A 24,816-nucleotide genomic window follows, 5' to 3' on the forward strand; every position below is an offset into this window, starting at 1 on the left:
CGCCAGCCCTTTCGAGGCTGGCGTTTTTGTTTCAGACCACAAGATTGTTCATCTCGCAGTACTCTTCCCAATCGACACCCAGTACTTCGGCGGCCTCCTTGTGCAGTTCAAGACGCTTGGCCTCGAACTCCTCGGGGGAGCTGGTGTACTTGAGCGTCAGCTCCCACGGTTGCAAACCCTGGGCTTCAGCTTCGTCTTCGAACGCCCACTGGATCTGATCCTTCTGCTCATCCGCAGGCAAATCCTTGATCTCGTCCATCAGCTCGGGCGCATCGAGTTTGTACTTCTCCAGCGCTTGTTCGTGTCGTTGTTCCTGGGTCAATTCAGTCATGGCGTTCTCGCTGATCATGGGAATGGAGGATGGAGCTGGATCATCAAGGATCTCTCTGACGCGGATTGTCCGGCCTTCGGAACCATTCGGGATCATCTGAAAACTGCTGGGCGATGCTCATGCAGACAGCGAATATAGGATGTTTGGCGAGGGAATTACACGGGACTTTACATCTCTCCCACAAAAAGCTGACTTGGGGGAACATAAAGCGGGCTCCCAAGTCATAGCGATGTGCCATATCGGCAAACACCCTCGCTGTTCACAAGGAACCCCAGTGATGCGCAGTTTTTCGAAGATTTCTTCTGTTGTGTCCACCTCCGCTTTGGCCGCCCTGCTGGGCATACTCGCCCTGCCGGCCAGCGCAACGGCCGTTGAACTGAGCAGCAGCAGCCCGTCCTACGGTGACCAGGTCTCCGCCATTCACAACGATTTCGGCAAAGATGTCGTGATCAACAGCGGTATCGGTGTCGAAGAACTGAAAAAGATGCGCGACACCGTCAATGAGCAGTCGCGTCAGCTCGAAGAGCTCAAGCGCAGCAACGGCTCCAGTTCGAGCTCAAGTGGCAGAGAGATTGATGATCTGAAGAGCAAGGTCAAGGAACAGGACCGTCAGATCGATACGCTCAGCCGTCAGGTCGAAGAGCTCAAGCGCAACAGCGGCTCAAGCTCCAGTTCGAACAGCAGCGAAATTTCCAGCCTGAAGCAGAAGCTCAACGATCAGGATCGCACGATGGATCAGCTCAAACGCACCGTCGAGGAATTGAGTCGCAAGGTTAAATAAGGGAAGTGGTGCCCGAGACAGGAATCGAACCTGCGACCTTCGCGTTACGAGTGCGCTGCTCTACCGGCTGAGCTACACGGGCGGTGGGCTAAACCTAGCACCGGTCTTGAAGGTCAGCAACTTTGTAGAACATCCTGATATTTCACAGACAAAAAAATGCCCCGCCGTTTTCACGGCGGGGCATTTTCATGACGCTGCGGCGGCGGGGGGATTACACGCCCGAAGCCTTGGCTGCTGCCACGTCTTTGATGGACAGCTTGATACGGCCGCGGTTGTCCACGTCCAGTACCAGCACTTCCACTTCCTGGCCTTCTTTCAGGATGTCGGTCACTTTCTCTACGCGAGCGTCGCTCAGCATCGAGATGTGAACCAGACCGTCCTTGCCCGGCAGGATGTTGACGAACGCACCGAAGTCGACGATGCGCTCAACCTTGCCAACGTAGATCTTGCCGATCTCGGCCTCTGCGGTGATGCTCAGAACACGCTGACGTGCAGCTTCAGCGGCATCCTTGGTCTCACCGAAGATCTTGATCGAGCCGTCGTCTTCGATGTCGATCGAAGCCTTGGTCTCTTCGCAGATCGCACGGATGGTCGCGCCACCTTTACCGATAACATCACGAATCTTGTCGGTATCGATCTTCATCGCGATCATGGTCGGAGCGTTGGCCGACAGTTCGGTACGGGACTGACCGATAACCTGGTTCATCTGACCGAGGATGTTCAGGCGCGCTTCCAGGGCCTGGCCCAGAGCGATTTCCATGATTTCTTCGGTGATGCCCTGGATCTTGATGTCCATCTGCAGTGCGGTAACGCCCTTGGCAGTACCGGCCACTTTGAAGTCCATGTCGCCCAGGTGGTCTTCGTCACCGAGGATGTCGGTCAGAACGGCGAACTTCTCACCTTCTTTCACCAGACCCATGGCAATACCGGCAACCGGCGCCTTCATCGGCACACCGGCGTCCATCAGTGCCAGGGAAGCACCGCACACGGAAGCCATCGAGCTCGAACCGTTGGATTCGGTGATTTCCGATACGACACGGATGGTGTACGGGAACACGTCGGCAGCTGGCAGCATGGCCTGAACCGAACGACGGGCCAAACGACCGTGACCGATTTCACGACGACCGGCGCCACCCATGCGACCACACTCGCCCACCGAGAACGGAGGGAAGTTGTAGTGCAGCATGAACGGATCTTTTTTCTCACCTTCCAGGGTATCCAGCAACTGCGCGTCACGGGCGGTGCCCAGCGTCGCAACGACCAGCGCCTGGGTTTCGCCACGGGTGAACAGCGCAGAACCGTGAGTCTTCGGCAGCACGCCGACTTCGATGTTCAGCGGACGTACGGTGCGGGTGTCGCGACCGTCAATCCGCGGCTTGCCGTTAACGATGTTTTCGCGAACGGTGCGGTATTCGATTTCGCCGAAAGCGGCTTTGACGTCGGCAGCCGAAGGCTGGCCTTCTTCGCCGGACAGCTTGGCAACCACCTGATCACGCAGCTCGCCCAGACGCGCGTAGCGGTCGGCCTTGACGGTGATGGTGTAAGCCTTGGAGATTTCTTCGCCGAATTCGGCACGAATGGCGCCCAGCAGCTCGGTGGCCTCTGGAGCGGCAGACCATTCCCAGGTCGGCTTGGCAGCTTCGGCAGCCAGTTCCTTTACCGCCTTGATGACAGCCTGGAATTCGTCGTGGGCGAACAGTACAGCACCCAGCATCTGGTCTTCGGTCAGCTCCTGGGCTTCCGATTCAACCATCAGAACAGCTTCTTCGGTACCGGCAACGACCATGTCCAGGCTCGAGGCAGCCAGTTGCTCGTAAGTCGGGTTCAGCAGGTAGCCGGTGCTTTCGTGGAAAGCAACGCGGGCGGCGCCGATCGGGCCATTGAATGGAATGCCGGAGATCGCCAGGGCAGCCGAGGTACCGATCATCGCAGCGATGTCCGGATCGGTCTTCTTGCTGGTGGAAACGACGGTGCAGACGACCTGCACTTCGTTCATGAAACCTTCGGGGAACAGCGGACGGATCGGACGGTCGATCAGTCGGGAAGTCAGGGTTTCCTTCTCGGAAGGACGGCCTTCACGCTTGAAGAAACCGCCAGGGATCTTGCCGGCAGCGTAGGTCTTTTCCTGGTAGTGAACGGACAGAGGGAAGAAGCCCTTGCCCGGATCGGCTTGCTTGGCACCGACTACCGTCACCAATACGCTGACGTCGTCGTCAACGGTGACCAATACTGCGCCGGAGGCCTGACGGGCGATACGGCCAGTCTCGAGGGTAACGGTCGACTGACCGAACTGGAATTTCTTGATTACCGGGTTCACGGTGTCCTACCTTCTTTGTGGCTCTTGGGGGAACTGGTTTCTTGCGAAATTCTTGGGCAACGTCGGGAATCGGCCCGCTGATTGTCCGGGTAAAACGGTAGTTCAGATAAAACTTGAGGCTGGGAGCCTGCCATGCGCCAACGGGGATCCCATTGACGCACGACAGACAACCAACCTCTAGCGCAATCGCTGATTAGCGACGCAGACCCAGGCGAGCGATCAGAGCGCTGTAACGGCTCAGGTCCTTGCCTTTCAGGTAGTCCAGCAGCTTGCGACGCTGGTTAACCATGCGGATCAGACCACGACGGGAGTGGTGATCTTTACCGTTGGCCTTGAAGTGACCTTGCAGTTTGTTGATGTTGGCGGTCAGCAGTGCAACTTGCACTTCTGGCGAACCAGTGTCACCAACAGCTTGCTGGTAGTCAGCTACGATTTGGGCTTTTTCTTGAACGTCGAGAGCCATGAGGCAATCCTTCTTATCAGGAAACCGTTACAAAAACGGTTTCAACAGGCCAGGGACAAATCCCTGTATCTATAAATGAGTAGTGACCGTGCCTGTTGACAGCCACACTCGTTCGGTCATTCTGACCGAATCAGTCGACGCGGCGCGATGCGCCCGTCTTCGCTCACTTCACCGATGCCGATGAAGCGACCGGTATGATCCTGTACCCGCACCATGCCGAACTTCGGTGCATCCGGAGCGCGTACCGGCTGGCCATTGAGCCAGTAGAACGCACTGTGTTCCGAAAACTGCAGCAGTGGCCAATCCTGCAGGCCGCTGTCCGATGGCATGAGGAAACGGTCGACCGCTTCGTTGCCGCCTTCGGCATGTACCGCTTCGAGCTCTTCGAGGGTCACGGTCTGCGCCAGGGAGAAAGGCCCGGCCTGGGTACGGCGCAGTTCAGCGACGTACGCACCACAACCGAGTTGCTCACCGATATCCTCCACCAGGGTACGAATATAGGTGCCCTTGCTGCAATCCACCGCAAGACGCGCAGTATCGCCTTCAAAGGCCAGCAATTCCAAGCGCGCAATAGTAACAGAACGCGGTTCACGCTCCACTACTTCACCTGCACGGGCCAGCTTGTACAGCGGCTGGCCATCGCGCTTGAGAGCCGAGTACATCGGCGGTATCTGATTGATTTGCCCGCGAAATTTCGGCAAGACCGCTTCAATGTCGGCCTGACCAACGGTCACCGGACGCTCCTGCAAAACTTCGCCTTCGGCGTCTGCCGTGGTAGTGGTCTTGCCCAGTTGCGCCAGGGTTTCGTAACCCTTGTCGGAATCGAGCAGGTATTGCGAGAACTTGGTCGCCTCGCCAAAGCACAGCGGCAGCACGCCGGTGGCCAGCGGGTCGAGACTGCCCGTGTGGCCGGCCTTCTCGGCGTTGAGCAACCAGCGAACCTTCTGCAGCGCTGCGTTGGAGGTAAACCCCAGCGGCTTGTCGAGCAGGATGATGCCGCTGACGTTACGACGGATACGTTTGACCTGAGCCACCGAATTACTCCTTGGTGTCTTCAGGTGCAGCCACTTCGTGCTGACTGTCTTCGGCCACCGCGCGCTCGATCAGGGCGGACAGGTGTGCACCACGGGCGACGCTTTCGTCGTAGTGGAAATGCAATTGCGGCACGCTGCGCAACTTCATTTCGCGCCCCAGCTGCATGCGCAGGAAACCGGCGGCAGCGTTGAGCACCTTGATGGTCTGTGCGATATCGGCAGCGCCTTCCTGCCCCATCACGGTGATGAAGATCTTCGCGTGACCGACATCACGACTGACATCGACAGCGGTAATGGTGACCAGACCGACACGCGGATCCTTGACTTCGCGACGGATCAGTTGAGCCAGCTCGCGCTGCATCTGATCGCCGATACGTTGGGTACGGCTGTATTCTTTTGCCATGATTTGTTACCTGTTACTGCCCTGCGGTGAAACCCGCGAGGTCTGAAAGCGGCAAACGCCCGGCCTGACAAAAAGCCAGACCGGGCGTTGCGTTTAGAGTCCTGACGTCGTGCCGCGCATGCTCATGCGACGGCCCGACGTGGCCCTTGAAGTACGCGAGTCAGAGGCTGCGAGCAACCTGAACCTTCTCGAAGACTTCGATCTTGTCACCGACCTTGACGTCGTTGTAGCTCTTCACGCCGATACCGCATTCCATGCCGGCACGCACTTCGGAAGCGTCATCCTTGAAGCGGCGCAGGGATTCCAGCTCGCCTTCGAAGATCACGATGTCTTCACGCAGTACGCGGATCGGACGGTTACGGTGAACGGTACCCTCGATCACCATGCAGCCGGCGATGGCGCCGAACTTAGGCGAGCGGAACACGTCACGGACTTCGGCCACACCGAGGATGTTCTCGCGAACGTCGCTGCCAAGCATACCGGTAAGGGCTTTCTTGACGTCTTCGATGATGTCGTAGATCACGTTGTAGTAACGCATGTCCAGACCTTCCTGCTCGACGATCTTCCGTGCGCCGGCATCGGCACGCACGTTGAAGCCGAACAGTACAGCGTTGGAAGCCAGTGCCAGGTTGGCGTCGGATTCGGTGATACCACCGACACCACCGCCGACCACACGCACTTGCACTTCGTCGTTGCCCAGGCCGTTCAGAGCGCCCTGCAGTGCTTCCAGCGAACCACGGACGTCAGATTTGAGGACGATGTTGAGCGTCTTCTTCTCTTCCTGCCCCATGCTTTCGAAGATGTTCTCCAGCTTGCCGGCGTGAGCGCGAGCCAGTTTGACTTCGCGGAACTTGCCTTGACGGAACAGAGCCACTTCACGGGCCTTCTTCTCGTCGGCAACCACGCTCATCTCGTCGCCAGCGTCTGGTGTACCGTCCAGGCCGAGGATCTCGACCGGAATGGCAGGACCCGCTTCCTTGATCGGCTTGCCGTTCTCGTCGAGCATGGCGCGCACGCGGCCGTAATTCGAGCCGACCAGCACCATGTCACCTTGACGCAGCGTACCGTCCTGAACCAGAACGGTAGCCACCGGGCCACGGCCCTTGTCCAGACGCGATTCAACCACGACACCACGGCCAGGGGCCGATGGAGTGGCAGTCAGTTCCAGAACTTCGGCTTGCAGCAACACGGCTTCCAGCAGTTCGTCGACGCCGGTACCCATTTTCGCGGAGACCGGAACGAACGGAGTGTCACCACCCCAGTCTTCGGAGGTCACGCCATGAGCCGACAGCTCGCTGCGGATGCGATCGAGATCAGCGCCCGGCTTGTCGATCTTGTTCACTGCGACCACCAGAGGAACGCCAGCCGCCTGAGCGTGCTGAACGGCTTCGATGGTTTGCGGCATCACGCCGTCATCCGCTGCAACCACGAGGATCACGATATCGGTCGCCTTGGCACCACGGGCACGCATGGCGGTAAACGCGGCGTGACCCGGGGTATCGAGGAAGGTGACCATGCCGCGTTCGGTTTCAACGTGGTATGCACCGATGTGCTGGGTGATACCGCCGGCTTCGCCAGCAGCGACCTTGGCACGACGGATGTAGTCGAGCAGGGAAGTCTTACCGTGGTCAACGTGACCCATTACGGTCACGACCGGCGCACGAGGAACCTCTTCACCTTCGAACTTCAGGGACTCGGCCAGGGAATCTTCCAGGGCCGTGTCGCTGATCAGAGTTACTTTGTGGCCCAGTTCTTCAGCAACCAGCTGGGCAGTTTCCTGATCCAGTACCTGGTTGATGGTCGCTGGAGTACCCAGCTTGAACATGAACTTGATGATTTCAGCAGCTTTTACCGACATCTGCTGGGCGAGATCGCCCACAGTGATGGTTTCGCCGATTCGCACATCGCGCACGACAGGGCCAGTCGGGCTCTGGAAACCGTGAGCGTTGCGTTTCTTCAGCTTGGCCTTGCCGCGGCCGCCGCGACGGAAGCCATCGCTTTCTTCGTCCGTAGTGCGCGGCGCCACACGTGGAGCCGGAGCCTTTTCCTTGACCGAAGCGCGGTGCGGAGCGTTTTTGCGCTCGCCATCACCACCGCCACGACGGATGTTGTCGTCGGCACGAGACTTGTCCGGACGGCGCTGTTCGTCACGCTTGCGAGTGTCGGCAGCCGGCGCAGCAGGCGCCGGAGCGGCTTCACGCACTGGCTCGACCACAGGGGCAGGCTCTGAAACAGGTTCCGCAGCAACGACCGGAGCAGGCTGGCGACGCGCTTCTTCTTCGGCGCGAACACGGGCTTCTTCTTCAGCCTTTTGACGAGCAGCATTTTCTACTGCACGACGCTCATCCAGTTCACGCTTGCGCTCGGCTTCGATTTCTTCCGCGCTACGCTGTACGAAAACTTTCTTCTTGCGAACTTCAACACTGATGCTTTTACTGCCAGCCACACGCAGGGTGCTGGTGGTTTTACGCTGCAGCGTGATCTTGCGTGGTTCTTCCACTTTCGCCTTGTGGCTGCTCTTCAAATGAGTCAGCAGGGATTGCTTCTCACTGTCAGTCACATGTTCTTCGGCGGCGGTGTGCGGCAGACCTGCCTCACGCATCTGCTGCAACAGGCGCTCTACCGGTGTTTTGACCTCATCGGCCAGTTGTTTCACCGTGACTTGCGTCATGCACTTCTCTCCTCAGGCCGCGCCTAATTACTCGAACCAGTGGGCTCGGGCGGCCATGATCAACTTGCCGGCACGCTCTTCGTCGATACCGTCGATGTCGAGCAGGTCGTCAATCGACTGCTCGGCCAGGTCTTCGCGGTTAACTACGCCGCGCACCGCCAGTTCCGCCGCCAGATCCTTGTCCATACCCTCAAGCGAGAGCAGGTCTTCGGCCGGATGGGCGTCTGCCAGTTTTTCCTCAGTAGCGATGGCTTTGGTCAACAGGCGATCCTTGGCACGAGCGCGAAGCTCGTTGACGATGTCTTCGTCAAAGCCGTCGATGTTGAGCATTTCTTCCAACGGTACGTAGGCAATCTCTTCCAGGCTGGTAAAGCCTTCGTCGACCAGCACCTGAGCCAGCTCCTCGTCGACTTCCAGCTCGTCGATGAAGTTGCGCAGGATATCGCCGGTTTCCGCTTGTTGCTTGGCCTGGATGTCCGACTCAGTCATCACGTTCAGGGTCCAGCCGGTCAACTGGCTGGCCAGACGCACGTTCTGACCACCACGACCGATGGCCTGAGCCAGGTTGTCTGCGCCGACCGCGATGTCCATCGCGTGGGCATCTTCGTCAACGATGATGGCCGCCACTTCCGCCGGCGACATGGCATTGATCACGAACTGCGCCGGGTTGTCGTCCCAAAGGACGATATCGACACGCTCACCACCCAACTCACCCGACACGGCCTGGACGCGCGAACCGCGCATACCGATGCAAGCACCCTGCGGGTCGATGCGCTTGTCCTTGGAGCGGACGGCAATCTTGGCGCGCGATCCCGGATCACGGGAAGCGGCCATGACTTCGATGAGACCTTCAGCAATTTCCGGCACTTCGATGCGGAACAGCTCGATCAGCATTTCCGGCGCGGTGCGCGACAGGATCAACTGCGGGCCACGGTTCTCGGTGCGGATTTCCTTGAGCAGCGCACGCAGACGCACACCGACACGGAAGGTTTCGCGGGAAATGATGTCTTCGCGGGCGAGCAACGCTTCAGCGTTATTGCCCAGATCGACGATCACGTTATCGCGGGTCACTTTCTTCACGGTGCCCGAGATGATTTCACCCAGGCGCTCGCGATAGGCGTCGACCACTTGAGCACGCTCCGCTTCGCGCACTTTCTGCACGATGACCTGCTTGGCGGTCTGCGCAGCGATGCGGCCGAACTCGATGGACTCGATCTTTTCTTCGACGACGTCACCGACCTTGGCGCCAGGGTGCGTTTCGGCAACCTTGCTTGGCCAGGTTTCGATGGCCGGATCATCAAGATCATTCTCTTCGACGACCGTCCAGCGACGGAAAGTTTCGTAAGAACCGGTGTGGCGATTGATTTCCACACGCAGATCAACTTCGTCTTCAAAACGCTTTTTGGTAGCCGTGGCCAGAGCCAGCTCCAGCGCTTCAAAAATTACGCTTGCCGGTACGCCCTTTTCATTGGATACCGACTCAACAACCAGCAGTACTTCTTTGCTCATCGTACGCCTCGCCTTTCGCAAGCCATTGGATCCGCGGGATCCGCGTCTCAGTCAAAACTGGGAATAATGTTGGCCTTGTCGATCATATCGATCGGCAACAGGAACTCATGGTCATCTACCTGCACCACGACATCCTGTTCTTCTACACCGCGCAGAAGGCCCTGAAAGTTGCGTCGTCCTTCAAAAGGCGAGCGCAGCCTGATCTTTACTTGTTCACCGGCAAATTTGGCAAACTGCTCAAGAGTGAACAGTGGGCGTTCCATGCCAGGCGAGGAAACCTCAAGGGTGTATTCAACGGAGATCGGATCTTCAACATCCAGCACACCGCTGATCTGACGGCTGACGATGGCGCAATCGTCCACCAGCACGCCGCCTTCCTTATCGATATAAACGCGCAACATTGAGTGACGACCTTGAGCCGAGAACTCAATACCCCAGCATTCATAGCCCAGGGCCACGACCACCGGGGCCAGCAAGGCCTGCAACTCTTCTAGCTTGCTCGACACCTGAACCCCCTCGTGCATGTATGTGCATGCTTTGCAAAATAAAAAATGGGCGAAACGCCCATCCTTGAAACGCCGTCGAACAGCGGCGTTGAAAGTGTCCAGCTAACAAAAAGCCCCTTAAAAGGGGCTCCTTAAACTGGTTGCGGGGGCCGGATTTGAACCGACGACCTTCGGGTTATGAGCCCGACGAGCTACCAGACTGCTCCACCCCGCGACAAAGCTGGGGCGGAAGTATACGACCGATCCCCTGGAGGGTCAATGTAACCTTCCACCTGCAAGAAAGCCCGCAACAGCGGGCTCTCCTGACTAATTGGTACCGAGAAGGGGACTCGAACCCCTACACCCTATGGGCACAACCACCTCAAGGTTGCGTGTCTACCAATTCCACCACCTCGGCAAAACTACGTTTGAAACTCTTCTTACTTCTGCTCTTGAGCTGGAGGTACGTCAGTCGCTGGAGTAGCCGACTTTTGCTCTTGAAGCACCGGTACATCATCAGAAGCCGGTTGTTGCTTTGGAACTTCCAATACCGCTGGATTTGGCAATCCTGCTTGAGTCAGCTGATGAGCCTTCTCTTTAGCAAAGTATCCTAACCCCAAGCTGGTTATGAAGAAACCGGCGGCAAGTATAGCAGTAAACTTACTAAGAAAGGTAGAGGAACCTTGGCTTCCGAACACAGTATTTGAAGCACCTGCTCCGAAAGACGCACCAGCGTCCGCACCCTTACCCTGCTGCAGCAAAACCAGAGCAACTACGCCCAATGCACCCAGCAGATGAAAAACGACTACGACTGTTTCCAGCATTTTTTCAGTTTCCCGCGGCGCGACAAATCGCACCGAACTCATCTGCATTCAGGGAAGCTCCACCAATGAGCCCCCCATCGATATCCGGCATGCCGAACAGCTCGACCGCATTGGCCGCCTTCACGCTGCCGCCGTATAGAAGCCGCACATTTCGAGCGACTTCAGAATTCTCCGCCGCCAACTGCTCACGAATGGCCTTATGCACATCCTGAGCCTGTTGCGGCGTTGCAGTCAGCCCGGTACCAATGGCCCAGACCGGCTCGTATGCGATCACCGCTTGTGCAAAGGCACCGACACCAAGCTCCTCGATGATGCTGCCCAGCTGACGCCCGACAACCTCAAGAGTCTTTCCGGCTTCACGCTGCTCCAGGGTTTCCCCCACACACAACACCGGAATCAAGCCACATGCCTGTGCCGCTGCGAACTTGCGATTCAGCATCCCGTCTCGCTCGCCCATGATCTGGCGGCGCTCGGAATGTCCGACAAGCACCAGGGAACACCCTGCATCCACCAACTGACTCGGCGCAATCTCACCGGTCAATGCACCTTGCATCGATTCCACCGCAGAGTTCTGCGCGCCGACCGAAATCGACTTTCCTTTCAAGCCATCAATCACTTGATTGATATGCAGGCAAGGCGGGAATACCGCGACATCAACACCGCTTGGCAAGGCCAGATGACGAAGGCCGTTGATCAGCTCAGCGACGCTGGCGCGGGTACCGTGCATCTTCCAGTTACCAGCTACCATAGGGCGACGCATGCTGTACCTCGTCGGTCAAAGTGGGCGCAGATGTTACCCAACACAATCAAGACTGGCAAGCTGTATCAGGCAGAAACTTCAGTTACCAGTTTTGCCAGCTCTTCGGCATAGCCACGAACCTGGGTTTCGTCCTCACCTTCGACCATTACCCGCACCAGAGGCTCTGTCCCGGACTTGCGCAAAAGCACACGACCACGCCCAGCCATGGCTTCGGTCACACGCTTGCTGGCCTCCTTGACAGCCGGGTGCTCGAGAGGACTGTCGCCGCCGCCGAAACGAACATTGATCAGCACTTGCGGACATTTGCGCAGGAATTGACGGGTTTGAGCCAGACCCTCACCGCGAGCCTTGAGCGCCATCAGCACCTGCAATGCCGCGATGATCGCATCCCCCGTCGTGGTGTGATTGAAGCAGACGACATGCCCCGAGTTCTCACCGCCGACCTGCCAGTTGCGCTCCAGCAACTCGGCAATGACATATCGGTCACCCACGTTGGCACGCACAAAAGGAATCCCCAGATCCGCCAGGGCCAGTTCCAGGCCAAGGTTACTCATCAGCGTGCCGACGACACCGCCCTGCAACTTGCCACGCTCATGCAGATCGCGAGCAATGATGAAGATCAGCTCATCCCCATCGACTATCGCACCGGTATGATCGACCATCAGCACGCGGTCGCCGTCACCATCGAATGCGATCCCCAGATCAGCCTGCTCGGCAAGCACCGCCGCCTGCAATGGCCCCATGTGAGTCGAGCCACAGTTGTCGTTGATGTTCAACCCGTTGGGCTGGGCGGACAAGACGACGACATCGGCACCCAGCTCGCGAAACACACTCGGCGCGACCTTGTAGGTTGCACCGTGCGCGCAGTCGATAACAATCTTCAGACCGGCAAAGCTGGTGTTGGTTGGCACACTGCTCTTGCAGAATTCGATGTAGCGGCCAGAGGCGTCGTTGATTCGCGACACCTTGCCAATCTTGCTCGACTCGACGACGGTCATCGGCGTGTCGAGCAATTCCTCGATCATCAGTTCCAGCTCATCCGGCAATTTGGTACCCCGGCCGGAAAAGAATTTGATGCCATTATCATCGTGAGGATTGTGCGAAGCACTGATCACGATGCCGGCCTCAGCCTGAAAGGTACGCGCCAGGTAAGCAATGGCAGGCGTCGGCATCGGACCCAGCAACATGACATCGGCACCCGCCGACGTCAGGCCGGCCTCCAAAGCCGACTCGAACATATACCCGGAAATCCGCGTGTCCTTGCCAACAAGCACCTTGCAGGCACCCATTTTCCGGAAAGCCATACCGGCAGCCCAGCCAAGCTTGAGCATGAAGTCAGGAGTGATCGGGTACTCACCAACGCGGCCACGAATGCCGTCGGTACCAAAATATTTCTTGCTCATAAGTGCTCCATCATTCTTATTCGGCTGATTCCACGGCTGCGATCATGCGCACGACATCCACCGTTTCTGCCACATCATGGACGCGCAAAATACGCGCCCCCTTGACCGACGCCAGCGCAGCCAGAGCCAGACCGCCAGAAAGGCGCTCACCCACCGGGCGATCAAGGGTCTGTCCGATCATGCTTTTTCGCGAAACGCCCACCAGCAGAGGTCGACCCAATGCATGGAGGGCCTCCATGTGTTTGAACAAGCTTAGATTGTGCTGAAGGGTTTTGGCGAAGCCGAAGCCCGGATCAAGAATGATCCGTTCGGCGGGTATACCGACCGAGGCGCATCGCTCCATACGCTCGGCGAGAAATTCACCCACTTCCCGGGTGACGTCCTGATAATGCGGGTTGTCCTGCATGTTACCTGGCTCACCCAGCATATGCATCAGGCAGACCGGCAAGCCGGTGGCCGCCGCCGCATCCAGGGCACCGTCACGCTGCAGCGACCGAACATCATTGATCAGCCCGGCCCCCAGACGCGCAGTTTCCCGCATGACGGCCGGGGTCGAGGTATCAACCGATATGATCACATCCAGTTCGCGGTTGATCAGCTCGACAATCGGCGCCACACGCTCGAGCTCCTCCAACGGGGACACCGCTCGCGCACCGGGCCGAGTGGACTCACCCCCCACGTCGATCAACGTCGCACCGGCAGAAACCATCGCCTCGGCGTGACGCAAGGCTGCATCAAGCTGGCTGTATCGGCCGCCATCGGAAAAGGAATCGGGAGTGACATTGAGAATGCCCATGACGTGCGCCCGGGCCAAATCAAGAACCCGGTTGCCGCAAGGCAACCGGGTCAGGGACTGTACAGAAGTCATTTCAAACCTTATACGTCGGCAGCCGGACCGCCAATCGGTGTTTCCGGACGCTCATCCCGAACAACCGGAGGCGGTGTGCCGGTACCACCCGACCAGTCACGAGGCTCACGAGGCGTGCGTCCTGCCATGATGTCGTCGATCTGCTCGGAGTCGATAGTCTCGTACTTCATGAGGGCGTCGGCCATGGCGTCAAGCTTGTCACGGTTGTCCGTCAAAATCTGCTTGGCGGTGCCATAACACTGATCGATGATGCTGCGCACTTCCGAGTCGATCAGCTTGGCCGTTTCACCAGAGAAACTGGCGTTCTGACCGCCACCGCCACGACCGAGGAACACTTCGCCTTCTTCTTCCGCATACATCAACGGACCGAGTTTTTCAGACAGGCCCCACTTGGTCACCATGTTCCGTGCGATCTGGCTGGCACGCATGATGTCGTTGGAAGCACCGGTGGTTACCCCATCGAAGCCCAAAGTCATCTCTTCGGCGATACGGCCACCGTACAACGAGCAGATCTGACTGATCAGCGCGCGCTTGGACAGGCTGTAGCGATCTTCTTCCGGCAGGAACATGGTCACACCCAGCGCACGACCGCGAGGAATGATCGAAACCTTGTAGACCGGATCATGCTCTGGCACGACACGACCGACGATTGCGTGGCCTGCTTCGTGATAAGCGGTGTTCTGCTTTTCTTTCTCGGACATGACCATGGATTTGCGCTCGGCGCCCATCATGATCTTGTCCTTGGCCAGCTCGAACTCTTTCATTTCAACGATGCGTTTGCCGGCACGGGCAGCGAACAGCGAAGCCTCGTTGACCAGGTTGGCCAGATCGGCACCGGAGAAGCCCGGAGTACCGCGCGCGATAACGGCCGGAGCAACGTCGTCACCCATTGGCACCTTGCGCATGTGTACCTTGAGGATTTGCTCGCGACCACGGATGTCCGGCAGACCGACCACAACCTGACGGTCGAAGCGACCAGGGCGCAGCAAGGCAGGATCCAGCACATCAGGACGGTTGGTTGCAGCAATGACGATGATGCCGTCATTCATTTCGAAACCGTCCATCTCCACCAGCAACTGGTTGAGCGTCTGTTCGCGCTCGTCGTGACCACCACCCATGCCGGCGCCACGATGGCGACCAACGGCGTCGATCTCGTCGATGAATATAATGCAGGGGGCGTGCTTCTTGGCCTGTTCGAACATATCACGAACACGGCTGGCGCCGACACCGACGAACATTTCGACGAAGTCCGAACCGGAAATGGTGAAGAACGGCACCTTGGCTTCGCCGGCAATTGCCTTGGCCAGCAAGGTTTTACCGGTACCGGGAGGACCGACCATCAGTACGCCGCGAGGAATGCGACCGCCCAGACGCTGAAACTTGCCCGGATCACGAAGAAACTCTACCAGCTCGCCAACCTCTTCCTTGGCTTCGTCGCAACCGGCAACGTCCGACAGCGTGGTCTTCACCTGATCTTCGGAGAGCAGGCGAGCCTTGCTCTTGCCAAAGCTCATCGGCCCACCCTTGCCACCTGCGCCGCCCTGCATCTGGCGCATGAAGAACATGAATACCGCAATGATGACCAGAATCGGGAAGCTGGCCACCAGAAGCTGGGTCCAGATGCTTTGCTGTTCAGGCTGCTTGCCTTCGACCACGACATGGTTGTCGACCAGATCGCCGATCAGGCCATTGTCCTGGATCGCCGGACGAATGGTCTTGAAGCTGTCGCCATCGTTGCGCTTGCCGGTAATCACGTAGCCATCGACGGCCACGCGCTCGACCTTGCCATCCTTGACCTGCTGGATGAAGTCGGAATAGTTGAGGGTCTGCGGCTCGTTAGGGCTGGAGAAGTTGTTCATCACCGTCACCAGGACAGCCGCGATGATCAACCACAGGATCAGATTCTTTGCCATATCGTTCAATTAACTACCCTCTGAAGCAAGCTCCGCTGATGGCGCGCGCTTCGCATGATATTCACCGGCCTAACTTACTACATTACCTACAGCTCTGGCAGGCGCCGTCTGTAACCCTTTGTGAAACACTTGCTACACAATATTCGCTTATGCACGGAGGGCGAAATACGAAAAACCTATCACCCCGCCCAAATAACTCGTTTTACATGCTACCGCCGCGGTAGCCCCAAGCCAGCATGTATTGCTCGCGGGAACTGTCACGGGAAGAATCCGGCTTGATCATCTGGACCTTGTCGAATTTCTGACGAGCGTCCTTCAAATAAGTGTCGAACCCTTCTCCCTGGAAAATCTTGATCAGAAAATTGCCACCCGGCTTGAGTATCCGCTCTGCCAGATCAAGCGCCAGCTCGCACAAAAACATGGCTTTCGGCATATCTACGGCAGGCGTACCACTCATATTGGGGGCCATATCGGAAATCACAAGGTCCACTTGCGAATTACCCACAGCCTCAAGGATCTGAGCCAGCACCTCATCCTGGGTGAAATCCCCCTGAATGAAGGTCACGTCCGGAATGCCGTCCATTTCCAGAATGTCCGAGGCGATCAGACGGCCCTGACCACCGATCAGACGACTGGTAACCTGCGACCAGCCGCCGGGCGCAGCCCCCAGATCGACCACGCTCATGCCGGGACGAATCAGTTTGTATTTCTCCTGGACCTCCAGAAGCTTGTAACTCGCACGCGAGCGGTAGCCATCCTTCTGCGCTTGCTTCACATAAGGATCGTTGACATGTCGTTTCAGCCAACCAAGGCTTGTCTTGGAACGCGCCATTGGGCACCTCGTTGATTAGGGTCGTGATTAACTGGGCGGATCCACGAGCCCTCGGGTAAAATGGCCGCCATTTTACAGAATCCAGACGAAAGGGTCAGATTATGCCGCTCACTCCAGAGCAGAAGAAACAGTACAAATCCATTGGTCACCATCTGAAACCGGTATTGATCGTGGCGGACAACGGTTTGACCGAGGGTGTTCTAGCCGAACTCGAGCGCGCCCTGGCGGACCATGAGCTGATCAAGATCAAGCTCAACATCCTCGATCGCGAGGATCGCCTGGCGTCCATTGCAGAACTGTGCAAGGCCGGGAAAGCCGATCTGGTGCAGGTCATCGGCAAAATGGCACTGATTTACCGCAGGAACTTCAGCGCCAACAAGCAGCTGTCGAACGTTCATCGTTTCAAGTGATGAACAGGGTCAAGGGTGTGCTTTGCGCACCCTGGCACTCCATCCCGGCACTGGCTGCATCACCAGTACCAGTCCGGAAAACCCCAGAACAAGATAACTGAATACCTGCCAGCGCTGCGCATCCGGCCAGCCGACACGCACGGCGACATACATCGCACTCGCATACACCGCCATCAGCAACACTTGCCCGCGAAAATCCCGCCATAAACTGGAAAGGCCCTCGGCCCGCACCAGTACCAAGGCCTGAAAAATCACGCACGCGGCAGCGAAACCCACCACCGGTACTTCAAACGCACTGGCGACCTCGTCGATCAACAGCGGTGCGAGACCAATCTGGCCCAGCACCGGCCGCAGACCGAGGTGCACCAGCCATAAACCGCCAACCCACAACATCTGAGCCAGCTGCCAGAGCATGGCACCCGCACGCAGCGGGCGCCTTGTCTCAGATGTGACGGACTTCGACAATCTCATACTCGATATCGCCGCCCGGCGTTTTCACGACGACTGTGTCGCCCTCTTCCTTGGCGATCAAGGCGCGAGCGATCGGCGAGCCGACCGAAATCTTGCCGAGTTTGATGTCCGCTTCGTCCTCACCGACGATCTGGTAAGTCACGCTTTCGTCGGTCTCGACGTTGGCGATCTCGACGGTCGTGCCGAAAATCACTTTGCCGGTATGTGGAATGGTCGTCACGTCGATGATCACCGCGTTCTGCAGACGACCCTCGATATCACGAATACGCGCCTCGACCATGCCTTGTTGCTCGCGGGCAGCATGGTATTCAGCATTTTCCTTCAAATCACCCAACTCGCGGGCCGTACCGATGTCCTGGCTGAGCTTCGGACGAACGACCTTGGTCAGGTGAGCATGCTCTTCTTCCAGGGCCTTGGAGCCCTGGACGGTCATTGGGTATTTATTCATGCCTTCAATCCTGCGTGTAGATCCTGCAAGCGGCGCACGGTCTTCTCAGGACCGAACTTCAGCGCTTCGCAGATCGCTTCGCCAGCAGCAATAGTGGTGGTGCAGTAGATCTTGTGCTGCAAGGCGTTACGACGAATGGAGTAAGAGTCGGCGATCGACTGGCGACCTTCGGTGGTGTTGATGATCAGGGTGACTTCGTCATTCTTGATCATGTCGACCACGTGCGGACGACCCTCGGTCACCTTGTTCACGCGACGCACTTTCAGGCCTGCGGCTTCGATCAGCTTGGCAGTGCCGGCGGTGGCGACCACTTCGAAGCCCAAGTTGATCAGATCACGGGCCACGCCTGCAACCAGAGGCTTGTCATCGTCACGCACGCTGATGAACGCGGTACCGCCGGTCGGCAGCACTTCGCTGGCACCCATCTGGGCCTTGGCAAAGGCTTCGCCAAAGGTGTCGCCGACGCCCATCACTTCACCGGTGGACTTCATCTCCGGGCCGAGGATCGGGTCAACGCCAGGGAACTTGGCGAACGGGAATACCGCCTCTTTCACGCTGTAGAAGTTCGGAATGATCTCCTTGGTGAAGCCGATTTCCTTCAATGTCTTACCGGCCATCACACGGGCAGCGATCATCGCCAGGGAAACACCGATGCACTTCGACACGAACGGCACGGTACGGGAAGCGCGAGGGTTGACTTCGATGACGTAGATGTCTTCGCCCTGCAAGGCCAACTGAACGTTCATCAGGCCGACCACGCCCAGTTCCAGGGCCATTTTCTTGACCTGTTCGCGCATCTCGTCCTGGATGTGTGCCGGCAGCGAGTACGGCGGCAGCGAGCACGCGGAGTCACCGGAGTGCACGCCCGCCTGCTCGATGTGCTGCATGATCGCGCCGATCACCACGTCCTTGCCGTCGCAGACCGCATCAACGTCCATCTCGATGGCACAGTTGAGGAAGTGGTCGAGCAGCACCGGGCTGTCGTTCGACACCTGCACCGCGTCACGCAGGTAACGCTTGAGCTCTTCTTCCTTGTAGACGATTTCCATTGCCCGGCCGCCCAGTACGTAGGACGGACGCACCACCAGCGGGTAACCGATCTTCGCGGCAGCGCGAACGGCTTCGTCTTCGCTGCGCACGGTGGCATTTGGCGGCTGACGCAGGTTCAGACGCTCAACCATCTGCTGGAAGCGTTCACGGTCTTCGGCACGGTCGATGGCGTCAGGACTGGTGCCGATGATTGGCACACCGGCCGCTTCAAGTGCGCGAGCCAGCTTCAGGGGAGTCTGGCCGCCGTACTGGACGATGACGCCTTTCGGCTTCTCGACACGGCAGATTTCCAGCACGTCTTCCAGGGTCACCGGCTCGAAGTACAGACGGTCGGAAGTGTCGTAGTCGGTCGATACGGTTTCCGGGTTGCAGTTGACCATGATGGTCTCGTAACCGTCATCGCGCAGCGCCAATGCAGCGTGTACGCAGCAGTAGTCGAACTCGATGCCCTGACCGATACGGTTAGGGCCACCACCGAGGATGATGATCTTGTCGCGACCGGACGGCGCCGCCTCGCACTCTTCCTCATAGGTCGAGTAAAGGTAGGCGGTGTCGGTGGCGAACTCGGCAGCGCAGGTGTCGACGCGCTTGTAGACCGGGAACACTTCCAGCTTGTGGCGGTGAGTGCGCAGGTTTTTCTCGGTGACGCCCAGCAGCTTGGCCAGACGCTGATCGGAGAAGCCTTTGCGCTTGAGCTTGAACATCAGGTCGCGATCGATTGCAGACAGACCGAGGGTCTTGACCTTCTCTTCGTCCTTGATCAGATCTTCGATCTGCACCAGGAACCACGGGTCGATCATGTTCATGCCGAAGATTTCTTCGACGGTCATGCCGGCGCGGAAAGCGTCCGCCACGTACCAGATACGCTCGGCACCCGGCACGGTCAGTTCGCGCTTGAGCACGCTCATGCTTTCCGGGTTGCTCAGGTCGACTTTCTCGTCCAGGCCGCAAACACCCACTTCCAGACCGCGCAGAGCTTTCTGCAGGGACTCCTGGAAGGTGCGGCCGATGGCCATGACTTCGCCTACGGACTTCATTTGAGTGGTCAGACGCGCGTCAGCGTTGGCGAACTTCTCGAAAGCGAAGCGCGGCATCTTGGTGACGACGTAGTCGATGGACGGCTCGAAGGACGCCGGGGTCTTGCCGCCGGTGATGTCGTTCGACAGCTCGTCGAGGGTGTAGCCGACTGCCAGTTTGGCCGCAACCTTGGCGATCGGGAAACCGGTGGCCTTCGAAGCCAGGGCCGAAGAGCGCGACACACGCGGGTTCATTTCAATCACGACCATGCGGCCGGTGTTCGGGCAGATACCGAACTGCACGTTGGAACCACCGGTCTCGACGCCGATCTCGCGCAGTACCGCCAGCGAGGCGTTACGCAGGATCTGGTATTCCTTGTCGGTCAGGGTCTGGGCCGGAGCGACGGTGATCGAGTCACCGGTGTGCACCCCCATCGGGTCGAAGTTTTCGATCGAGCAGACGATGATGCAGTTGTCCTTTTTGTCGCGGACAACTTCCATTTCATACTCTTTCCAGCCGATCAGGGATTCGTCGATCAGCAGTTCCTTGGTCGGCGACAGGTCCAGACCGCGGGCGCAGATTTCTTCGAACTCTTCACGGTTGTATGCAATACCGCCACCGGTGCCGCCCATGGTGAAGGACGGACGGATGATGCACGGGAAGCCCAGGCGCTCGAGCACGGCGTTGGCTTCTTCCATGCTGTGGGCGATACCGGAACGCGGGCATTCCAGACCGATGGCTTTCATCGCCTTGTCGAAACGCGAGCGGTCTTCGGCCTTGTCGATGGTGTCGGCGTTGGCACCGATCATTTCCACGCCGAATTTTTCCAGTACGCCTTCGCGCTCCAGGTCCAGGGCACAGTTCAGCGCGGTCTGGCCGCCCATGGTCGGCAGTACCGCATCCGGACGCTCTTTTTCGATGATCTTGGCAACGGTCTGCCATTTGATCGGCTCGATGTAGGTCGCGTCGGCCATGTCCGGGTCGGTCATGATGGTGGCCGGGTTGGAGTTCACCAGGATGACGCGGTAACCCTCTTCGCGCAGGGCCTTGCAGGCCTGGGCGCCGGAGTAGTCGAATTCACAGGCCTGGCCGATAACGATCGGGCCAGCGCCGAGAATCAGGATGCTTTTAATGTCTGTACGTTTTGGCATGGGTTGTCACTCAAATCCGCAGGTCAGTCGGCAAGCCGTCTTGATCGATTTCTGAAGTCCCGAAGGGGCCGCCGGTTCCGGGGCCACCCTCGAGAGCTTCTCGCTACAGTCTCAAGGCGAACGCTTAGCGTCGCTTGGCCATCTCGTTGATGAAGCGGTCAAACAGGGGTGCCACATCGTTCGGGCCCGGGCTGGCTTCAGGGTGACCCTGGAAGCTGAACGCGCTCTTGTCGGTGCGTTCGATACCTTGCAGGGTGCCATCGAACAGCGATTTGTGGATCGCGCGGACGTTGGCTGGCAGGGTCGCTTCGTCAACCGCAAAACCGTGGTTCTGGCTGGTGATCATCACCACGCCAGTGTCCAGATCCTGAACCGGGTGGTTGGCACCGTGGTGGCCGTGCCCCATCTTCAGGGTCTTGGCGCCGGAGGCCAGGGCCAACAGTTGGTGACCGAGGCAGATGCCGAACACCGGAATTTCGGTTTCCAGCACTTCCTTGATGGCCTTGATCGCGTAGTCGCAAGGCTCCGGATCGCCCGGGCCGTTGGACAGGAACACGCCATCCGGATTCAGGGCCAGCACATCGGCAGCCGGGGTTTGCGCCGGCACTACGGTCACGCGGCAACCGCGCTCGACCAGCATGCGCAGAATGTTGACCTTGACGCCGTAGTCGTACGCAACCACGTGGTAAGGCAGCTCGGAGGCTTCAATGGTAGCGTGGCTGTCGGTTTTCAGCTCCCAGACAGTGGAGCGCCATTCGTACTGGGTCTTGGTGCTGACGACTTTCGCCAGATCCATGCCCTTCAGGCCCGGGAAGCCTTGCGCAGCGGCGATGGCCGCTTCTTCGGAGATGTTGTCGCCGGCCATGATGCAGCCGTTCTGGGCGCCTTTTTCACGCAGGATGCGGGTCAGGCGACGGGTGTCGATACCGGCGATCGCCACAACGTTGTTGGCTTTCAGGTAATCGGACAGGGACATCGTGTTACGCCAGTTGCTCGCTACCAGCGGCAGGTCACGGATGACCAGGCCGGCGGACCAGACGCGATTGGACTCGGCGTCTTCCGGCGTGGTACCGGTGTTGCCGATGTGCGGGTAAGTCAGGGTAACGATCTGTTGGGCGTAGGAAGGATCGGTAAGGATTTCCTGATAGCCGGTCATTGCGGTGTTGAACACCACCTCACCAACGGTCTGACCGTCGGCTCCAATGGCTTCGCCGCGAAAAATGCTGCCATCAGCAAGGGCGAGTATGGCTGGCTTAGTCAAGAAGACCTCCCGTAAATAACGCATGAAAGGGCAATCGCAGGTTGTAAAAAAGCGGAGTGACGTATGGACACGTCACCCCGCTTCTTCACTGGAATTATTCTGCGCGCTTTTAGTGGACACACTAAAGCTGTAGCTTACAGAAAAAGGGATTTTTGGTCTACCGCCAATGAGCCCGAAAGGCTTGAGAATGCGACAGGGTGTCGCCCGGCGGAGCAAACCCGGCACAAACAGAGCGTTTGCACCGGGCTCCAGCAAGGTTCAACGCAAATCGAGCACGTCCTGCATGTCGTAAAGACCGGGCTTGCGGGCATCCAGCCACAACGCCGCACGCACCGCCCCCTTGGCGAACGTCATGCGACTAGAGGCCTTGTGAGTGATCTCCAGACGCTCACCCTCGCAGGCGAACAGCACCGTGTGATCCCCCACCACATCGCCACCACGAACAGTGGCGAAACCGATGGTTTCACGCTCACGGGCACCGGTGTGCCCTTCGCGGCCATAGACCGCGACTTTCTGCAGGTCACGATCCAGCGCATTGGCAATCACCTCGCCCATGCGCAGAGCCGTACCCGACGGCGCATCGATCTTGTGTCGGTGATGGGCTTCGATGATTTCGATGTCTGCATCATCTCCCAGCACCCGAGCCGCCATGTCGAGCAGCTTCAGCGACAGATTCACGCCGACACTGAAGTTGGCCGCGAAGACGATCGGAATATCCTTGCCCGCCTCGGCCAGCAACTGCTTCTGGGCGGCATCCAGCCCGGTCGTGCCGATCACCATGGCCTTGCCGGCCTTGCGGCAGAACGCCAGGTTCTTCAGCATGACCTCCGGCAGAGTGAAGTCGATCAGGACATCAAACTCTTCCGCGACCGATTCCAGATTCCCGGACAGCGGTACGCCGATTCGACCCAGCGACGCCAGTTCACCGGCATCCACCCCGATCAGCGTACTGCCCGGACGAACGACGGCAGCCGTCAGACCGGTCAACGGCGCGCGCTGCTGCACGGCTTCGACCAGGATCTTGCCCATGCGCCCGGCGGCGCCCATCACAGCTATACGTCGCATGCCGACTCCTTACAGATCGCCGAAGAACCGCTTCACACCATCGAACCAGCCAGCGGTCTTCGGCGAATGGCTGTTGTCATCCGCCAGGGAACTGCGGAACTCTTCGAGCAATTCACGCTGACGACGATTCAGGTTGACCGGGGTCTCGACCGCCACACGACACATCAGGTCGCCAGCTCCGCCGCCACGCACCGGCGCCACACCCTTGCCACGCACGCGGAATTGCTTGCCGGTCTGGGTACCTTCCGGAATCTTCAGCTTGACGCGACCGTCGAGGGTCGGAATTTCCAGCTCGCCGCCCAGCGCCGCATCGACAAAGCTGATCGGCACTTCGCAGAACAGATGCTTGCCGTCACGCTGGAAGATCGCGTGCTCGCGCACATTGATCACCACGTACAGGTCGCCGGTCGGGCCACCTTGAGTGCCCGCCTCGCCTTCGCCGGACAGACGAATGCGGTCACCGGTATCGACACCGGCCGGCACTTTGACGGAAAGGGTTTTGTATTCTTCGACACGACCTTCGCCGTGGCAGGAGTCGCACGGGTCGGAAATGATCTTGCCTTGGCCGTGGCAACGCGGGCAGGTCTGCTGCACCGAGAAGAAACCTTGCTGCATGCGCACCTGACCGATGCCGCCGCACGTCGGACAGGTCGATGGCGACGAACCTTTCTTGGCGCCCGAACCATCGCATGGCTTGCAGTTGACCAGCGTCGGAACGCGGATATTCACGGTGGTACCGCGCACCGCTTCTTCCAGATTCAGCTCCAGGGTGTAACGCAGGTCGCTGCCACGCTGGGCACCACCACGGGAACCACCGCGACCACCACCGAAGAAATCACTGAAGACATCGCCGAAGATGTCGGAGAAATTCTGCCCGCCGAAGCCGGCACCGCCGCCACCCATGCTCGGATCGACACCGGCGTGACCATACTGGTCGTACGCCGCACGCTTGCTGGAGTCGGACAATACTTCATAGGCCTCGTTGGCCTCTTTGAACAGTTCTTCCGATGCCTTGTCACCGGGATTACGGTCCGGGTGATGCTTCATCGCCAATCGACGATAGGCCTTCTTCAGGTCGGCGTCGCTTGAGCCGCGCTCAACACCCAACACTTCGTAATAGTCACGTTTTGCCATAAGTCTTTGCACTCTTGAGGACGTCCGGCAAACCCCTCCTGAGGATCGCCAAACTCGCTGAGCCCCAATACAGGCCCGGACCCAACTCACGTCTATTCAACGATCCTGGTCTTTGATTCTTGTGGCACTTTCAGCTCGAAAAGCAGGAGCATTTCCGGCCATGCCACCAACACGCGCACATTGACGCATGCTGTAAAAATTCGCGTATTCCAGAT

Annotated in this window: 22 protein-coding genes and 3 tRNA genes; 2 read left to right on the plus strand and 23 right to left on the minus strand. The window is 58.6% G+C overall.

Annotation, left to right across the window (positions count from 1 at the left end):
- Positions 1 to 31: 31 nt before the first annotated feature.
- A complete protein-coding gene (locus ACK6BI_RS20680) occupies positions 32 to 331 on the minus strand; it encodes a DUF6388 family protein (protein WP_409318520.1) in 300 nt (99 codons plus the stop codon).
- A gap of 277 nt (positions 332 to 608) precedes the next feature.
- Here ACK6BI_RS20680 and ACK6BI_RS20685 point away from each other — a divergent pair, with 277 nt between their 5' ends.
- Positions 609 to 1,112, plus strand: a complete 504-nt coding sequence (locus tag ACK6BI_RS20685) for a hypothetical protein (RefSeq protein ID WP_409318521.1) — start codon at positions 609 to 611, stop codon at positions 1,110 to 1,112.
- A gap of 6 nt (positions 1,113 to 1,118) precedes the next feature.
- Here ACK6BI_RS20685 and ACK6BI_RS20690 read toward each other — a convergent pair.
- The 16 genes from ACK6BI_RS20690 to rlmE all read right to left on the minus strand — a co-directional run bounded on the left by ACK6BI_RS20690 (position 1,119) and on the right by rlmE (position 16,594).
- Positions 1,119 to 1,194: transfer RNA gene (locus ACK6BI_RS20690), tRNA-Thr, on the minus strand.
- A gap of 129 nt (positions 1,195 to 1,323) precedes the next feature.
- Positions 1,324 to 3,429 (minus strand): polyribonucleotide nucleotidyltransferase, encoded by a 2,106-nt coding sequence (pnp, locus tag ACK6BI_RS20695; protein ID WP_409318522.1) that lies wholly within the window; start codon positions 3,427 to 3,429, stop codon positions 1,324 to 1,326.
- A 193-nt stretch (positions 3,430 to 3,622) separates the two neighbouring features.
- Complete coding sequence (gene rpsO / locus ACK6BI_RS20700) at positions 3,623 to 3,892, minus strand: 30S ribosomal protein S15 (protein ID WP_085698397.1); 270 nt, start codon at positions 3,890 to 3,892, stop codon at positions 3,623 to 3,625.
- Between the two features lie 116 nt (positions 3,893 to 4,008).
- Positions 4,009 to 4,926 carry a tRNA pseudouridine(55) synthase TruB gene (gene truB, locus ACK6BI_RS20705; RefSeq protein ID WP_409318523.1) on the minus strand — a complete coding sequence of 306 codons (918 nt, stop codon included), beginning with the start codon at positions 4,924 to 4,926 and terminating at the stop codon, positions 4,009 to 4,011.
- A 4-nt stretch (positions 4,927 to 4,930) separates the two neighbouring features.
- On the minus strand, positions 4,931 to 5,329 hold the full coding sequence (gene rbfA / locus ACK6BI_RS20710) for a 30S ribosome-binding factor RbfA (RefSeq protein ID WP_065259982.1): 399 nt from the start codon (positions 5,327 to 5,329) through the stop codon (positions 4,931 to 4,933).
- Between the two features lie 160 nt (positions 5,330 to 5,489).
- A complete protein-coding gene (infB, locus tag ACK6BI_RS20715; protein WP_409318524.1) occupies positions 5,490 to 8,000 on the minus strand; it encodes a translation initiation factor IF-2 in 2,511 nt (836 codons plus the stop codon).
- A gap of 27 nt (positions 8,001 to 8,027) precedes the next feature.
- The gene (nusA, locus tag ACK6BI_RS20720; protein WP_409318525.1) at positions 8,028 to 9,509 is read right to left on the minus strand and encodes a transcription termination factor NusA; all 1,482 of its coding nucleotides are present in this window, start codon (positions 9,507 to 9,509) and stop codon (positions 8,028 to 8,030) included.
- Between the two features lie 47 nt (positions 9,510 to 9,556).
- Entirely contained in the window at positions 9,557 to 10,015 is a 459-nt protein-coding gene (gene rimP, locus ACK6BI_RS20725) for a ribosome maturation factor RimP (protein WP_065260004.1), read from the minus strand.
- A 137-nt stretch (positions 10,016 to 10,152) separates the two neighbouring features.
- Positions 10,153 to 10,229, minus strand: a tRNA-Met gene (locus ACK6BI_RS20730).
- Positions 10,230 to 10,326: 97 nt separating this feature from the next.
- Positions 10,327 to 10,412, minus strand: a tRNA-Leu gene (locus tag ACK6BI_RS20735).
- A gap of 22 nt (positions 10,413 to 10,434) precedes the next feature.
- The gene (gene secG / locus ACK6BI_RS20740) at positions 10,435 to 10,818 is read right to left on the minus strand and encodes a preprotein translocase subunit SecG (protein WP_011332406.1); all 384 of its coding nucleotides are present in this window, start codon (positions 10,816 to 10,818) and stop codon (positions 10,435 to 10,437) included.
- 4 nt (positions 10,819 to 10,822) lie between these two features.
- The gene (tpiA, locus tag ACK6BI_RS20745) at positions 10,823 to 11,578 is read right to left on the minus strand and encodes a triose-phosphate isomerase (protein ID WP_409318526.1); all 756 of its coding nucleotides are present in this window, start codon (positions 11,576 to 11,578) and stop codon (positions 10,823 to 10,825) included.
- A 65-nt stretch (positions 11,579 to 11,643) separates the two neighbouring features.
- Complete coding sequence (gene glmM / locus ACK6BI_RS20750; RefSeq protein ID WP_409318527.1) at positions 11,644 to 12,981, minus strand: phosphoglucosamine mutase; 1,338 nt, start codon at positions 12,979 to 12,981, stop codon at positions 11,644 to 11,646.
- 16 nt (positions 12,982 to 12,997) lie between these two features.
- Positions 12,998 to 13,849, minus strand: a complete 852-nt coding sequence (folP, locus tag ACK6BI_RS20755; protein WP_409318528.1) for a dihydropteroate synthase — start codon at positions 13,847 to 13,849, stop codon at positions 12,998 to 13,000.
- 8 nt (positions 13,850 to 13,857) lie between these two features.
- Positions 13,858 to 15,762 carry an ATP-dependent zinc metalloprotease FtsH gene (gene ftsH, locus ACK6BI_RS20760; protein ID WP_409318529.1) on the minus strand — a complete coding sequence of 635 codons (1,905 nt, stop codon included), beginning with the start codon at positions 15,760 to 15,762 and terminating at the stop codon, positions 13,858 to 13,860.
- A gap of 202 nt (positions 15,763 to 15,964) precedes the next feature.
- Entirely contained in the window at positions 15,965 to 16,594 is a 630-nt protein-coding gene (gene rlmE, locus ACK6BI_RS20765; RefSeq protein WP_065259975.1) for a 23S rRNA (uridine(2552)-2'-O)-methyltransferase RlmE, read from the minus strand.
- Between the two features lie 101 nt (positions 16,595 to 16,695).
- On the opposite strand from rlmE, the gene ACK6BI_RS20770 reads away from it, so the two are divergent.
- On the plus strand, positions 16,696 to 17,004 hold the full coding sequence (locus ACK6BI_RS20770; RefSeq protein WP_409318530.1) for a YhbY family RNA-binding protein: 309 nt from the start codon (positions 16,696 to 16,698) through the stop codon (positions 17,002 to 17,004).
- 9 nt (positions 17,005 to 17,013) lie between these two features.
- On the opposite strand, the gene ACK6BI_RS20775 is transcribed toward ACK6BI_RS20770, so the two are convergent.
- The 6 genes from ACK6BI_RS20775 to dnaJ all read right to left on the minus strand — a co-directional run bounded on the left by ACK6BI_RS20775 (position 17,014) and on the right by dnaJ (position 24,601).
- Positions 17,014 to 17,418 (minus strand): MFS transporter, encoded by a 405-nt coding sequence (locus ACK6BI_RS20775; protein ID WP_409318531.1) that lies wholly within the window; start codon positions 17,416 to 17,418, stop codon positions 17,014 to 17,016.
- Between the two features lie 28 nt (positions 17,419 to 17,446).
- A complete protein-coding gene (gene greA, locus ACK6BI_RS20780) occupies positions 17,447 to 17,923 on the minus strand; it encodes a transcription elongation factor GreA (protein WP_007953757.1) in 477 nt (158 codons plus the stop codon).
- Positions 17,920 to 21,141 carry a carbamoyl-phosphate synthase large subunit gene (carB, locus tag ACK6BI_RS20785; protein WP_409318532.1) on the minus strand — a complete coding sequence of 1,074 codons (3,222 nt, stop codon included), beginning with the start codon at positions 21,139 to 21,141 and terminating at the stop codon, positions 17,920 to 17,922. The genes greA and carB overlap by 4 nt, the downstream gene beginning before the upstream one ends.
- Before the next feature lie 124 nt (positions 21,142 to 21,265).
- The gene (gene carA, locus ACK6BI_RS20790; protein WP_065259971.1) at positions 21,266 to 22,402 is read right to left on the minus strand and encodes a glutamine-hydrolyzing carbamoyl-phosphate synthase small subunit; all 1,137 of its coding nucleotides are present in this window, start codon (positions 22,400 to 22,402) and stop codon (positions 21,266 to 21,268) included.
- Positions 22,403 to 22,660: 258 nt separating this feature from the next.
- Positions 22,661 to 23,467 carry a 4-hydroxy-tetrahydrodipicolinate reductase gene (gene dapB / locus ACK6BI_RS20795; protein WP_409318533.1) on the minus strand — a complete coding sequence of 269 codons (807 nt, stop codon included), beginning with the start codon at positions 23,465 to 23,467 and terminating at the stop codon, positions 22,661 to 22,663.
- Positions 23,468 to 23,476: 9 nt separating this feature from the next.
- Positions 23,477 to 24,601, minus strand: a complete 1,125-nt coding sequence (gene dnaJ, locus ACK6BI_RS20800; RefSeq protein WP_065259967.1) for a molecular chaperone DnaJ — start codon at positions 24,599 to 24,601, stop codon at positions 23,477 to 23,479.
- Positions 24,602 to 24,816 lie beyond the last annotated feature (215 nt).

This window comes from Pseudomonas sp. KCJK9016 (genome assembly GCF_046231795.1).
GTDB classification, from domain to species: Bacteria; Pseudomonadota; Gammaproteobacteria; order Pseudomonadales; family Pseudomonadaceae; genus Aquipseudomonas; species Aquipseudomonas bananamidigenes.

Coding starts and splice junctions, on each gene's coding strand:
- rlmE (WP_065259975.1), bottom strand. CDS start 16,594: ATGGCGCGTTCCAAGACAAGCCTTGGTTGGCTGAAACGACATGTCAAC.
- ACK6BI_RS20680 (WP_409318520.1), bottom strand. CDS start 331: ATGACTGAATTGACCCAGGAACAACGACACGAACAAGCGCTGGAGAAG.
- nusA (WP_409318525.1), bottom strand. CDS start 9,509: ATGAGCAAAGAAGTACTGCTGGTTGTTGAGTCGGTATCCAATGAAAAG.
- glmM (WP_409318527.1), bottom strand. CDS start 12,981: ATGAGCAAGAAATATTTTGGTACCGACGGCATTCGTGGCCGCGTTGGT.
- rbfA (WP_065259982.1), bottom strand. CDS start 5,329: ATGGCAAAAGAATACAGCCGTACCCAACGTATCGGCGATCAGATGCAG.
- infB (WP_409318524.1), bottom strand. CDS start 8,000: ATGACGCAAGTCACGGTGAAACAACTGGCCGATGAGGTCAAAACACCG.
- ACK6BI_RS20770 (WP_409318530.1), top strand. CDS start 16,696: ATGCCGCTCACTCCAGAGCAGAAGAAACAGTACAAATCCATTGGTCAC.
- ACK6BI_RS20685 (WP_409318521.1), top strand. CDS start 609: ATGCGCAGTTTTTCGAAGATTTCTTCTGTTGTGTCCACCTCCGCTTTG.
- dapB (WP_409318533.1), bottom strand. CDS start 23,467: ATGCGACGTATAGCTGTGATGGGCGCCGCCGGGCGCATGGGCAAGATC.
- dnaJ (WP_065259967.1), bottom strand. CDS start 24,601: ATGGCAAAACGTGACTATTACGAAGTGTTGGGTGTTGAGCGCGGCTCA.
- ftsH (WP_409318529.1), bottom strand. CDS start 15,762: ATGGCAAAGAATCTGATCCTGTGGTTGATCATCGCGGCTGTCCTGGTG.
- tpiA (WP_409318526.1), bottom strand. CDS start 11,578: ATGCGTCGCCCTATGGTAGCTGGTAACTGGAAGATGCACGGTACCCGC.
- carB (WP_409318532.1), bottom strand. CDS start 21,141: ATGCCAAAACGTACAGACATTAAAAGCATCCTGATTCTCGGCGCTGGC.
- secG (WP_011332406.1), bottom strand. CDS start 10,818: ATGCTGGAAACAGTCGTAGTCGTTTTTCATCTGCTGGGTGCATTGGGC.
- ACK6BI_RS20775 (WP_409318531.1), bottom strand. CDS start 17,418: ATGCTCTGGCAGCTGGCTCAGATGTTGTGGGTTGGCGGTTTATGGCTG.
- rpsO (WP_085698397.1), bottom strand. CDS start 3,892: ATGGCTCTCGACGTTCAAGAAAAAGCCCAAATCGTAGCTGACTACCAG.
- folP (WP_409318528.1), bottom strand. CDS start 13,849: ATGACTTCTGTACAGTCCCTGACCCGGTTGCCTTGCGGCAACCGGGTT.
- greA (WP_007953757.1), bottom strand. CDS start 17,923: ATGAATAAATACCCAATGACCGTCCAGGGCTCCAAGGCCCTGGAAGAA.